Annotated in this window: 9 protein-coding genes; 5 read left to right on the top strand and 4 right to left on the bottom strand. The window is 41.3% G+C overall.

Going from position 1 to position 14,251, the window contains the following annotated elements:
• Positions 1-17: 17 nt before the first annotated feature.
• Positions 18-2,369 carry a GH92 family glycosyl hydrolase gene (locus tag K348_RS0115795; RefSeq protein ID WP_036930799.1) on the top strand — a complete coding sequence of 784 codons (2,352 nt, stop codon included), beginning with the start codon at positions 18-20 and terminating at the stop codon, positions 2,367-2,369.
• Positions 2,370-2,384: 15 nt separating this feature from the next.
• Positions 2,385-4,676, top strand: a complete 2,292-nt coding sequence (locus K348_RS0115790) for a GH92 family glycosyl hydrolase (RefSeq protein WP_029906449.1) — start codon at positions 2,385-2,387, stop codon at positions 4,674-4,676.
• Between the two features lie 74 nt (positions 4,677-4,750).
• Here the strand turns inward: K348_RS0115790 and K348_RS0115785 are convergent, their stop codons facing one another.
• Entirely contained in the window at positions 4,751-5,803 is a 1,053-nt protein-coding gene (locus K348_RS0115785; protein ID WP_051697953.1) for a TIGR04133 family radical SAM/SPASM protein, read from the bottom strand.
• Positions 5,804-6,178, bottom strand: coding sequence for a carboxypeptidase-like regulatory domain-containing protein (locus tag K348_RS0115780; protein WP_029906445.1), 375 nt, complete (start codon positions 6,176-6,178; stop codon positions 5,804-5,806). It lies immediately after the preceding gene.
• Positions 6,179-6,418: 240 nt separating this feature from the next.
• Between K348_RS0115780 and K348_RS0115775 the strand changes: the two genes are divergently transcribed.
• Positions 6,419-8,314, top strand: coding sequence for an amidophosphoribosyltransferase (locus K348_RS0115775; protein ID WP_029906443.1), 1,896 nt, complete (start codon positions 6,419-6,421; stop codon positions 8,312-8,314).
• Positions 8,315-8,486: 172 nt separating this feature from the next.
• The gene (locus K348_RS0115770; RefSeq protein WP_029906441.1) at positions 8,487-9,188 is read left to right on the top strand and encodes a porin family protein; all 702 of its coding nucleotides are present in this window, start codon (positions 8,487-8,489) and stop codon (positions 9,186-9,188) included.
• Positions 9,189-9,241: 53 nt separating this feature from the next.
• Here the strand turns inward: K348_RS0115770 and thrC are convergent, their stop codons facing one another.
• Both thrC and K348_RS0115760 read right to left on the bottom strand, forming a co-directional pair.
• The gene (gene thrC / locus K348_RS0115765) at positions 9,242-10,540 is read right to left on the bottom strand and encodes a threonine synthase (protein ID WP_029906439.1); all 1,299 of its coding nucleotides are present in this window, start codon (positions 10,538-10,540) and stop codon (positions 9,242-9,244) included.
• 170 nt (positions 10,541-10,710) lie between these two features.
• Positions 10,711-11,844, bottom strand: a complete 1,134-nt coding sequence (locus K348_RS0115760) for a DUF4369 domain-containing protein (RefSeq protein WP_029906437.1) — start codon at positions 11,842-11,844, stop codon at positions 10,711-10,713.
• A 292-nt stretch (positions 11,845-12,136) separates the two neighbouring features.
• On the opposite strand from K348_RS0115760, the gene K348_RS0115755 reads away from it, so the two are divergent.
• The gene (locus K348_RS0115755; protein ID WP_231496812.1) at positions 12,137-14,248 is read left to right on the top strand and encodes a S9 family peptidase; all 2,112 of its coding nucleotides are present in this window, start codon (positions 12,137-12,139) and stop codon (positions 14,246-14,248) included.
• Positions 14,249-14,251 lie beyond the last annotated feature (3 nt).

Below are 14,251 nucleotides of genomic sequence, written 5' to 3'. Positions count from 1 at the left end.
TAATAAATTTAATAGATATGAAAAGTAAACTGTCCATAGGACTCCTTCTCTCGGCGTTATTGTTTGTTTCGTCCTGTAAGGAAAATAAAGTTCAGGTTGCGGACGAATCTGTCGACCTGTCGCTCAATGCTTATGTAAATCCTTTTGTGGGTACATCCGGCTTTGGGAATGTTTATCCCGGCGCGCAGGTGCCATTCGGTGGTATACAGATTAGCCCCGATACCGATAAGGATTACTACGATGCGGCTTCGGGCTATAAGTATAACCATATGACTATTATGGGATTCAGCCTTACGCATCTTAGCGGAACAGGGATACCCGATTTGGGAGATTTCCTTTTTATTCCGGGAACAGGCGAAAAGAAATTTATTGCAGGTACTCATGAAAATCCTGACGAAGGCTATCGTTCACGTTATAGCCACGACAGGGAATGGGCATCGCCTAACTACTATGGCGTCGACCTGCTGGACTATAATGTAAAAGCCGAGATGACATCGGGAGAACGTGCAGGGATATTCAAATTTACGTTCCCTAAGGCGGACAGCGCATTTGTAATGGTAGATATGGATCATGTACAGTGGTTTAAAACTGCATGGTCGCAACTAAGAATAGAAAACGATTCCACTATTTGTGGCTTCAAGCTTGTCAACGGCTGGGGCCCGGAACGTTATGTTTACTTTGTAGCACAGTTTTCAAAGCCTTTCTCCCGCTCCGGAATTATGCAGGATGGCAAACCCGTAATTTACGACACGAAACGTTTCCGTAGCGATCGTGTTGCTTACGGTAATAAGATTATTGGATGGATGGATTTTGATGCAAAAGACGGAGCGGAGATCGAGGTTAAGGTGGCAATATCTTCTACAGGCACATCGGGCGCTTATGCCAACCTGAAAGAACTGGATAAGCAAAACTTTGAGAGCGTTAAGAAGAATGGCGAAGTGCTTTGGGCAAAGGAATTGAATAAATTCAATGCAAAAGGAAGCAAAGAGCAGCTGGAGACATTCTACACGTCAGTGTATCATGCATCCCTGCATCCTTTCATTTATCAGGATGAGGATAATAAATACAGGGGTCATGATTCCAATATTCACAAAGCTGAGGACTTCAAGAATTATACGGTTTTCTCGTTGTGGGATACTTACCGTGCACATCATCCGTTACTGAACCTGATCAATCCCGAGAGGAATGCGGATATGGTTAATTCTATGCTGGCTCATTACGACCAAAGTGTAGAACATATGCTGCCTATCTGGTCTTTCTACGGAAATGAGACATGGTGTATGATCGGTTATCATGCCGTATCGGCGATTGCTGATGCTATTGTAAAAGATGTGCAGGGATTCAATTATGAAAGGGCTTACGAGGCGATGAAAACCACTGCGATGAACCCTCACTACGATTGCCTGCCGGAATATACACAAATGGGTTGGGTGCCGTTCGATAAAGAACGTGAATCCGTATCCAAGACATTGGAATATGCTTATGACGATTATTGTATCGCCATGGCTGCCAAAAAGCTTGGCAAGGAAGACGACTATAAATATTTCCTTAATCGCTCGCTGGCTTATCAGAATCTGATTGACCCTGAATCTAAATTCATGCGCGGACGCGACTCACAAGGTAACTGGCGCACGCCTTTCGATGCTGTAGCGTATACAGGGCCGGGATCGGTACACGGTTGGGGCGATATCACCGAAGGATTTACGTATCAGTATACATGGTATGTGCCACAGGATGTACAGGGATATATCAACGAAATGGGTGAGGAAAAATTCATTAAAAATCTCGATGATATGTTTACAATGGAACTGCCGGAAGATATACCGGGCGCCCACGATATACAGGGACGTATCGGTGCATACTGGCACGGAAACGAACCTTGTCATCAGATACTTTACCTCTACAATTATGTGAAACAGCCGTGGAAAGGGCAGGAAAAGATACGTTACGTACTCGATACCTTCTATGGAAACAAGCCTGATGCGCTGAGCGGAAACGACGACTGCGGACAGATGTCGGCATGGTATATATTTAATTGCTTAGGTTTCTATCCTACATGTCCGTCAAGTAATATATACGCTATAGGCTCACCGGGACTTGAAGCTGTGGAAATGACCTTAGGCAACGGTAAGAAAATATCGATGACTACCGAAAATTACAGCAAGCAGAATGTATATATCCAGTCTATGACTCTCAACGGAAAGGAATATAACAAGACTTATCTTACTTACGACGATATAAAGAATGGTGCTGAAATCAAATTCGTATTGGGAAGCAACCCGAATAAGTCATGGGGAACATCCGACGATTCTGTTGCGCCTTCTATATCCAAGCCTAATGAAACAGTACGTTATACCAAAAATCAATAAACAACTATTACTAAAATGAAGCGTTTAAAGTTATTTATTTTAAGTTGTATCATCTGTGCAGGAAGCATATATGCTCAAAAGACTACGTCTTTGGTAGATTATGTGAATCCGCTGGTAGGTACACAATCGAAAATTTCATTATCGACGGGTAATACCTACCCTGCTATTGCTCTTCCATGGGGTATGAACTTCTGGATGCCTCAGACAGGCAAAATGGGCGACGGATGGGCTTATACTTACGATGCAGATAAAATCCGCGGCTTCAAGCAGACACACCAGCCGAGCCCGTGGATGAATGACTACGGCCAATTCGCTATTATGCCTGTAACAGGTAAAGTGGTATTCGATCAGGATAACCGTGCCAGCTGGTTCTCTCACAAGGCGGAAACAGCAAAACCTTATTATTACAAGGTGTATCTGGCCGATCATGATGTAACCACAGAGATTACGCCGACCGAACGTGCGGCTATGTTCCGTTTCACTTTCCCTGAAAACGACAAATCTTATGTTATTGTAGACGCTCTCGACAGAGGATCATACATTAAGATTATCCCTTCTGAAAACAAGATAATAGGTTATACTACCCGTAACAGTGGAGGTGTACCGCAGAACTTCAAGAACTACTTTGTAGTGAAGTTCGACAAGCCGTTTACTTATATGGCAACTGTTGGGAACAATGAAATACGCAGAGGCGATACCGAAGCTCAGGAAAACCATACAGGCGGTATTATCGGTTTCTCTACTAAAAGAGGAGAGATCGTGCATGCACGTGTAGCTTCTTCATTTATCAGCCCGGAACAGGCTGAACTGAACCTGAAAGAACTTGGTAGCGATTCATTCGATCAAATCGCTGAAAAAGGTAAGAACGAATGGAATAAGGTATTAGGACGAATTGTAGTAGAAGATGATAATATCGACAATCTGCGCACATTCTATTCTTGTCTTTACCGCTCGGTGTTATTCCCGCGCTCATTCTATGAAATAGATGCTCAAGGTAAAGTAATGCATTACAGCCCATACAATGGCGAGGTGCTTCCGGGATATATGTTTACAGATACAGGATTCTGGGATACATTCCGTTGTTTGTTCCCATTCCTGAACCTGATGTATCCGGAGATGAATACCAAAATGCAGGAAGGCTTAGTCAATACATATAAAGAAAGCGGCTTCCTGCCTGAATGGGCGAGTCCTGGTCATAGAAGCATCATGGTGGGTAACAACTCAGCATCTGTAGTAGCTGACGCTTATATGAAAGGTCTTCGCGGATATGATATCGAAACACTTTGGGAAGCGGTTAAACATGGTGCGAATGCAGTACACCCTCGCGTAAAGGCAACCGGACGTTGGGGCTGGGAATATTACAACAAACTTGGATATGTTCCTTACGATGTGAAAATCAACGAAAATGCAGCACGTACTCTTGAGTATGCATATGACGACTGGTGTATTTACCAACTGGGTAAGAAACTCGGAAAGCCTGAAAGCGAACTGGCTCAATATAAGAAGAATGCAATGAACTATAAAAACCTCTTCGATCCTGAACATAAACTCATGCGTGGTAAGAACGAAGACGGTACTTTCCAGAAGCCATTCAATCCGTTGAAATGGGGTGATGCTTTCACTGAAGGTAATAGCTGGCACTATACATGGTCGGTATTCCACGACCCGCAAGGGCTTATTGACTTGATGGGAGGTAAAGCAGGCTTCAACCAGATGATGGACTCGGTATTCAACGTGCCGCCATTATTCGATGACAGCTACTATGGCGGTGTTATCCACGAAATCCGCGAAATGCAGATTATGAATATGGGTAACTATGCACACGGTAACCAGCCGATACAGCATATGATCTATATGTATAATTATTCAGGTCAGCCATGGAAAGCGCAGTATTGGAACCGCGAGGTAATGGACAAACTGTACACGCCTAATCCTGACGGTTACTGCGGAGATGAAGATAACGGACAGACTTCGGCATGGTATGTATTCTCTGCCCTTGGTTTCTACCCTGTATGTCCGGGAACGGATGAATATATACTCGGCTCGCCGTTATTTAAATCGGTAACGCTGAATCTGCAAAACGGAAAGAAAATAACTATCAAGGCGCCTGAAAATAATAAGGCAAACAGATATATTCAGTCGATGACAGTAAATGGTAAGAACCATACCAAAAACTATCTGACACATGAAGTATTGACAAAGGGAGCAACTATCAACTTTAAGATGTCTGCTAATCCTAATATGCAGAGAGGAACTCAGGACGCAGACTTCCCTTATTCATTCTCAAATGAATTGAAACAGAAATAACACTTGTTTTGTATAAATTGATTATTTGAGGTTGTTAGCGCCTTTATCGGTTTCATCCGGTAGGGGCGCTAATTTTATTTGATAAGTTGGAAATGGCAGGTTAAGACGTTCGATTTATCCTCAGGCCAGTAATGCATCCCGTTTCCACCGCAGTATTTGTATTCCTTGCAATTGGCGCATTGTCCCCTTTTGGTCCACGATCTGTCGCGATACATCTCGTATCGGTTATTCCACACATCCATAAAATTGTCGGTATAGATATTCCCCTGAACGAAACTGCGGTCGATATTCGGACATGCCCCGATGCTTCCGTCTATCAATACAGAAGCTACATTGATTCCTGCCCGGCAGAAAAAGTAATCTTCGCGTACCTTTCCTTCGTAAGGGCCGACATATCCTTCACAGCTGAATTTCACATCCATTTCACCGCTTTTTCTCTTTTCCTTGATGAAATCCATTAAACCGGTAAATTCATCGGCATCGAGCAGCATATCTTTATTATCCTTTGCCCGGCCGATAGGAGTTATAGTAAATAGGCGCCATGCCTTGCCGCCATTTTCAGCTATCAGACGGTAAATATCTTCCAGTTGATGATAGTTTTGTTTATTCACACAGGTTACTACATCGGAGAAAAGACGTTCCGAACCGGATATTAATTGAAGTGCATTCAGTGCTCTGTCAAAACTCTTCGGATTATTGCGCAGCCAGTTGTGTTTATCATCCAATCCATCGAGGCTAAGTGTTATTGAACCCATGCCGGCATTTAGCAATGTTATATGCCTTTCTTTCGTATAAGCATAGCCATTCGTAACGATTCCCCAGCGGAATCCGCGTTTGCGTATTTCGAAGCCGCATTCCTCTAGGTCTTTGCGCAATAGGGGTTCGCCTCCTGTAATAATTACCGTCGTTTGCTCATGATCATGTTGATTGATATTATCCAATACTTTGAAAAAATCTTCCTTTGGCATGTCATTATATTTCGAATCCGACAGGCAGTCACTCCCGCAATGCAGGCACGAAAGATTGCATCGCTGGGTACATTCCCAGAACAGGTAAAAAAGGTTGTGCTTTTTCTCTGCTTCCCTTTTTCTTTTTACGTGTAAAGATTGCTTTATTTTGCCGAGCATCTATTCTTTATCGAGTGTGACTGTTATAAAAATATCCCTGCGGCGGTCTTCTACAGTGGTGTCTTTTCGTTCTACCATGGTATTTCCTTGTTGATCCGCGAATGTTATTTTGTATTCTTCCTGCCGCGGAACAAAGAAACGGAACTGCCCCTGTTCATCGGATTTTGTATACTGGATGGTATCGTTGTTTATGGTGACATATATATCTTTTACAGGTTGCCCTTCTGCACTCAGCACGACTCCCTCTATATACTGATCCATTCCGAAATCGCGCGGTGCGCCGTAGCAGGCCTGAAAAGCGATAGCCACCGTAGCTAGAGAAGCTCCTTTAAAAAGTCGGATAAGCCATTTAGTCGAAAATAAAGTAGTTTTCATCGAAGTTTGTATTTTCTTCAAATATAGTGATATATCTTTTTTTGAGAAAGAATAAACGGCTTTTTAATATTAATGCCTGCTCTTCGTTGTCTGCTGAAACTCTTTACCTTCGTTTTCTTATACATTGTTAATAGACGTTTCCGGTGACAGTATTTTTTAGGATAACATGAAAAATCGTATTATATTTGTATGCTCAAAAAATAACAATTCCAACAAATTCTCACAGGAGGAGATCTTTATATGACAGAGCCTTTGAAGCATGAATGCGGTATCGTTATGATACGTCTGCTAAAGCCGCTTGACTACTACCAGAAGAAGTATGGAACATGGCAATACGGACTGAATAAGTTGTATCTGCTAATGGAAAAACAGCACAACCGCGGACAGGAGGGTGCGGGATTGGCTGTAGTAAAACTCGACTCACCTCCCGGAAGCGAATTTATATTCAGGGAGAGAGCTACAGGCTCCGGTGCAATTTCTGAGATATTCTCAAACGTTTACAGCAATTACGAAAAAGTTCCTAAAGATAAATTGAATGATCCTGCATATGCCAGTCAATACCTGCCATTTGCAGGTGAATTGTTTTTAGGGCACCTGCGTTATAGCACAACGGGCAGAAGCGGCATATCATACGTTCATCCTTTTTTGCGCAGAAGTAACTGGCGATCTAGGAATCTTGCTTTAGCCGGAAACTTCAATATGACGAATGTAGATGAACTCTTCGCAGCCTTGGTTGCAGAGGGGCAGCATCCGCGCGATTATGCCGATACTTTTGTACTGCTGGAATCCTTAGGTCATCATCTCGATAGGGAAGTGCAGTTCCAGTATGATAAGTTTGGTAAAGACCGTAAAGTGAAAGGCGAAGAACTGAATGATTTGATAGAGAAAAATCTCGATATTCATTTTATGCTTAACAAAGCCAGCGAAAACTGGGACGGCGGATATACTATCGGCGGCCTTATCGGCTGTGGCGACGGTTTTGTTTATCGCGATCCTTCGGGCATCCGTCCGGCATTCTATTATCATGACGATGAAATAGTGGTAGTAGCTTCCGAACGGCCTGTTATACAAACTGCATTATACCGGAATGTATCGGATATAAAAGAACTGAACCCCGGACAAGCTATCATAGTTAAGAAGAACGGTGAAGTGCAGTTTTCGCAAATACAGGAGCCTCGGAATGTTTCACCCTGCTCTTTCGAACGCATTTATTTTTCGCGTGGTTCCGATGCGGATATTTATAAAGAACGTAAGGAGTTAGGTAAGCTTTTGCTTCCGCCTATCCTCAAAGCTATTGATTCCGATATCCAGCATACGGTTTTTTCATTCATCCCTAATACCGCCGAAGTTGCTTTCTTCGGTATGTCAGAGGCTTTGAATAAGCACATGAATGAAGTGAAGCTGAAAAAGATTACAGAGAAAGGGGCTTCAATATCCGAAGAGGAATTGAATAAAATACTTTCGATGCGTGTACGTACCGAAAAGGTAGTCATAAAAGATATCAAGCTTCGTACATTCATTGCGCAGGATGGAAGCCGAGATGATTTGGCCGCCCATGTTTACGATGTTACTTACGATTCGGTTCGCCCATATGAAGACAATCTGGTGGTGATTGACGATAGTATAGTAAGAGGTACGACGCTCAAGCAAAGCATAATAAAAATACTGGATCGCCTGCATCCTAAAAAGATTGTGATAGTATCATCATCCCCGCAAATACGTTATCCCGACTGTTATGGAATAGACATGTCGCGAATGAGCGAGTTTGCAGCGTTCAGGGCAGCTATCGAGTTGCTGAAGGAGAGAAGTATGCAGTCGGTTATAGATGAAGTGTACCGCAAATCTTTTGCTCAGAAAGATAAGCCTAAGGAAGAGATCGTAAACTATGTGAAAGAGATTTATGCTCCGTTTTCCGATGAAGAAATTTCTGCTAAAATGGCCGAAATGCTGACCCCGCAGGGAACAGAAGCCAAAATAGAAATTGTTTTCCAGACAATCGCCGATTTGCATAAGGCAAGTCCTGATCATAAAGGTGACTGGTATTTCTCAGGGAATTATCCTACACCGGGTGGTAACAGGATGGTAAACACTGCTTTTATTAATTACATCGAAGGTATAGATAAGAGATCCTATTAAGAACTATAGCTGAAAAGCAGGAGAAAATACCATTCTCTTGATTTTTGGCAGATTATTAAAAACAAATTTTATATATCGATAAATCAATAAATTATTTATCTTTGCTTTGTATAATTTATTATTTATTGCACAAAATAGCAAACAAGCTACAAAATCTTAACCAAAATATTTTATGAAACAAATTTTCAAAATCTCACTGATTGCAATATTTTTTTCTGCTGCATTGATAACGAATGCTCAGGAGAAAAAATTAGTTTTTGGGGCTAAAGCCGGCTTTGTTTTTTCGGACCTGAGCGGATATCAGTTCGATACAAAGATTAAGTATGGCTTTACGGCCGGACTTACGTTCGATTATTTTCTGAAACCGAATATTTTCCTGACTACAGGATTAGAAGTTGCGAATAAAGGGTCTAAATTCGAGATCGTAGACAATTATCCGGAAATTAATACAAAAATTACATTTAAGAAGTCTACGGCTGCTGCTATATATCTGCAGATACCTGTACATGCAGGATATCAGTTCGACCTCTCTAAAACAACAAGACTATCTGTTCAGGCAGGTCCGTATGTTGCTTATGGAGTAGGAGGCCAGACTGAACTTGGCGATAAAGTGGAAATCCAGTCTCCCGACGGAACATCTACTATAGGACTGGCTGAATATATGAAAATGACAAACGGTTGGCGAAGAGGAGAGGAAACTTTCAGCGATACGGGTTTCAGAGATTTCGATTTTGGAGTAGGAGCAGGTGCTGCTATCGAATATGAGCATGTCAATATCGGGTTGAAATTTGATTTCGGCTTGTATGATGTGGCCAGAGGAGAGGAAAAAGTAAAGAACAGGAACGGTTATATCACATTAGGATATAAGTTCTGATTTAAAAAGATATAGTATAAAAAGACCGGCTTCTGTAGCCGGTCTTTTTAATTTTAGTTCAATAAAAAATCTTTGAATTCAGCAAAGCTGTTGTTCATACTTATACTCTGTTTTCTCCCTTTCATGAATTCTTTCAGTTTATCGGGTATATCAACTGAGTGCCCAATGATTGATTCTACCGTTTCAAGGAATTTTGCCGGATGGGCGGTTTCAAGAAATATCCCCGTTTCATCTGCAGACAATCCGTCTTTCAGAGCCTGATAGCCGCAGGCGCCATGAGGGTCTAGCAGATATCCGGTATCTTCAAATGTGTTTTTTACTATCTGTTTTATCTTGTCGTCATTATACCATTCAGCTGAGATATCTTTCCTTATTTCATCAACTGAATTATTATACAGGTCGAGGATACGGGCAAAATTACTCGGATTACCAACATCCATTGCATTGGCTATAGTCTGGACAGACGGTCGGGGATTATATTTGCCTGTCTGCAGATATTCGTAGAAAATATCGTTGCTGTTATTGGCTGCAATAAATCGCTTTACAGGCAATCCCATACGTTTCGCTATCAGTCCCGCCGTGATGTTGCCGAAATTGCCGCTAGGCACGGAGAAAACGATGTTATCGGCCTTTTCTTGTCGTACCAGCTGCGCATATGCATTGAAATAATAAAATGCCTGCGGTAGGAAACGTGCTACATTAATCGAGTTGGCAGAGGTCAGGTTAAGCTGATTATTCAGCTTTTCATCGAGAAAAGCAGCCTTAACCAGCGCCTGACAATCGTCGAATGTACCATCGACTTCAATTGCAGTTATGTTTTGCCCTAGCGTTGTGAACTGGCATTCCTGTATATTGCTTACTTTTCCTTTGGGATACAAAACATATACATGGATGCCTTCTACACCTAAAAAGCCGTTTGCTACAGCGCTACCTGTATCTCCCGATGTGGCGACAAGCACTTTTACATCTTTCTGGCCCTGTTTCCTGATAAAGTAACCCAGCAGCCTTGCCATAAAGCGTCCTCCCACATCTTTAAAAGCGAGGGTAGGGCCATGGAAAAGTTCGAGGCTGTATATATTATCGTTTACATGTACTAAGGGAGTGTCGAAACTTAAGGTGTCGTTTACGATGTCTTTTAAAATCTCCGGCTCTATATCCTCTCCGAAAAATGCATCTGCTACTACATAGGCTATTTCCTGAAAACTCATATTGCCTATATTGTCATAGAAAGACTGAGGCAGCTGTTTTATTTTTTCAGGCATAAAAAGGCCGTTGTCAGGAGCTAGCCCTTTTACTACAGCTTCCTGTAGACCTACTTCCGGCGTTTTCTTATTTGTACTGTAATATTTCATTATATCTTCGGATTTGAGGGGTCAAAAATAATAAAATGAAAGCAAATAACCAATATTTTTGACAATGTAATTAAAATCTGCTTATTATTGTAGCGACTTAAAGCTTTTTATAAAAAATAAACGCTGATAAGGAATTCTTACCAACGTTTAAGTATATCAAAATTATTTTTTTATTTTTTACTATTTCCAGTCAGTTCGTCCATTTTCTTAGTTACGGCAAGTATCGATAAATCCCTTTCAAGGATAGTTCCGGTAGGAGATATCAATATATTATAAGGGATTTCACGGATGTAATAACTGTCGAACGGTTTGGCAGCCCAGCCTCCTTCTACGGGCACTATATCCCATTTTACAGTATCGGATATATTTTTCGGTATGGGAACTATTTCCGAATCCTTTACGATGGAAATAAATTCTATATTTTTCTTTTGCTTCTTCAATTCGTTGTAAACTTTGACAGCATCAGCTTTTTCTTCCTTACATGCTTCGCAGTTTGTTCCGGCAAATAAGAGAAGTACATATTTACCCCTGAAATCGGATAACTGTACTTTCTTCTCCTGTGTATTCTTCAATGAGAAGCCCGGTGAATAGGCTCCTTTTGCCGAAGCTTTTACTTTATCCCTGTAAGTTCTCAGTTCGGCTGTGAGTGGAAAATCAACCGCTTTACCCCGTAGCAGAGACAAGTTCTCATCTAATCGCGGAATAGATGTTTCATCTTTGAAAAACATATTTATAAGCATTACGCTTGCTATCTTATCCGGATTTGCCTTTACATAGGATGCAGCTACATTTGATAACTCAAAGTTGAGATTCTTCAATTCTACAACATAATCTTTTACGCCTAGGCTGTCTTTATTATTTATATTATTTTCTGCAGTATTCAGGATATCGGTACGCGATTTGAGTAAGTCTTTGTTTTTATCTTTAAAGGCTGTAAGGTCGTCGTTTACATCACCGCCTTTCACATCAATAAGATCAGGGTATAAAACATCTCCTTTGAGTTTTACATCCCAGCCTTTGTCAACCATTAGGAAAGTGCCTTTAGTGTTCTTATTGAAATATAAAGAAACCTCTGTCAGCGTATCGGTTTTTCCTGTATATGAAAATTCTCCCTTAGTATTTATCTTAACTGTATCTATTCTCACCGAATCACCTGACTGACGCGACAGGAAGAAATAATCACCTGTAACATTTTCCAGTTTTCCCGTAATTTCGTATTCATTAGGCGCCTTGCTGCACGACATAACCAGCCCTGCTAATAATGAGATAAATAGCGCGCAGGACAATATATTGATATTAGACATTCTCACGTTTTTTAGTTGTATTATAATACTTCCACCTTGATATAATTAATAACGCAAAATTATAACTTTTATTTTTAAAACGTTTAAAAAAATAAATTGTTCTAAAAAAAAATTAATTCGACATGAATTTGTTTTCATTTTGCCCCTGACCCGATACCAAATGCATTAATATATAAACCAAACAAATCTGAAATGCGGAAATTCATTATCTTTGTTCACATGAATAAATTACACATATAAAGATATGAAATTTCACGTTCCCGTTTTATTAGCTTTAAGCATTTTGCTTCCAATGAAATCATACAGCCAAGACATTCCACTCACACTGGAAGACCTTACTCCCGGTGGTAAAACATTTTACAAGTATCGTGCCGAAATGCCGCGCCAACTCGCATGGTTTGGTGATAAACTCACTTACATAAAGGGTGATTCTGTAATGACTGCACCCCTTACGGATAATGAACAAGCACACTTACTTTTTAGTTTAAAGGATATTAATGCAGGACTTGGTCTTAGTGCGGATGAATCGCCAAAAAGCCTCAATTCGATGCGGTTTGTTTCCGCGCAGTCAAATGATTTATTAATTGCAACACCAGATAAAATCTATTTTTATGACGTAGTGTCAAAAAAGAAGACGGCAGAATTCCGGTCTTTGGATAAAATGGATAACCACGACTGGTCTGAAAAGAGCCGTATGCTTGCCTATACCAAAGATAATAACCTGTATGTACAAGATTCGCAAGGTAAAGAATATGCCGTAACTAATGAAAGTGATCCGGGTATCGTTTGCGGACAGGCTGTGCACCGCAACGAATTCGGAATCAATAAGGGAACATTCTGGTCGCCTGAAGGAAACCTCCTTGCATTTTACAGGATGGACGAAACAATGGTGACGGATTACCCGCTGGTAGACGTTTCTGCCCGAGTAGCCAAACTGAAAAATATAAAATATCCGATGGCAGGGATGAAAAGTCACCATGTTACAGTAGGAGTATACAATCCTTCTACACAACAAACAGTCTTTCTGAAGACGGGTACTCCGAAAGAGAAGTACCTCACAAATATTTCGTGGAGTCCCAACGAAAAAAGTATTTATATTGCTGAGGTAAACAGAGGGCAAGATACCTGTATTGTCAGAAACTATGACGTTGCAACAGGAAAACTGCAGAACACATTATTTACAGAAACTCATCCGAAATATGTAGAACCGGAAAATCCGCTTCTATTCTTAAAGAACGATGCCGCAAAATTCCTGTGGCAAAGCGAGCGTGACGGATATAATCATCTCTATCTGTATGATACGGCCGGTAAGCTATTGAAGCAGGTTACTTCGGGAAAATGGAATGTACTTTCTGTCCTCGGTTTCGATGAAAAGGGTGAAAACCTGTTTTTTGTATCTAATGAGGTTAGCCCGATAGAGAAGCATCTTTATAAACTGAACCTGAAAAGCGGTAAAAAGGAGCAATTATCGAAAGAAGAAGGGGTACACAGCGCTATGCTGAGTGCTACCGGTAAATATATCAGCGACAGATATACCTCACAAAATAACCCGGGAAAAGTAGCTGTAACGGATACAAAATCGAATAAAACTTTTGTTTACTATACAGCTAAAAATCCATACCGTAATGTCCAATTGCCGGAGATTACACTCGGAAAACTAAAAGCGAATGATAATATTACCGATCTGTATTACCGTTTGGTGAAACCGCTGAACTTCGACCCGAATAAGAAATATCCTGTCATTGTATATGTGTATGGAGGGCCTCACTCGCAGATGGTTGACAACTCATGGATGGGACAGGTAAGAGGCTGGGATATTTACATGGCTGAAAAAGGCTATATAGTTTTCTCGCTCGACAACAGAGGTACATCTTACCGCGGACTCGATTTCGAAAATATCACCCATCGCCGATTAGGTGTAATAGAAACGCAAGACCAAATGACAGGTGTAAACTATCTGAAATCGCAGCCGTATGTCGATGCAGACCGTATCGGGGTTCATGGCTGGAGTTATGGAGGATTTATGACGCTGAACCTGATGCTTCGTCATCCCGAAACATTTAAAGTAGGTGTGGCCGGAGGGCCGGTTACCGACTGGAAATATTATGAAGTCATGTACGGTGAGCGCTATATGGATAGCCCGCAGGAAAATCCCGATGGATATAAAGAAACCAGCATGGTGGAGCGTGCCGGAGACCTCAAAGGTCGTGTGATGCTGATACATGGCGATGAAGACCCTACGGTGGTAATGCAGCAAAGCCTGCAATTCCTCAATTCTGCAATAAAGAAAGGAACACATCCCGATTTCTTTATCTATCCGGGTCATGGGCATAATATGATAGGTCGCGACAGGGTGCATCTGCATGAGCATATCACGCGTTACTTCGACGATTTTTTAAAATGAGAA

Origin of the sequence: Prevotella sp. 10(H), assembly GCF_000711235.1 — a bacterium.
In the GTDB taxonomy this organism is placed as follows: domain Bacteria; phylum Bacteroidota; class Bacteroidia; order Bacteroidales; family Dysgonomonadaceae; genus Dysgonomonas.
This window is presented reverse-complemented; position numbering and strand designations above follow the sequence as displayed.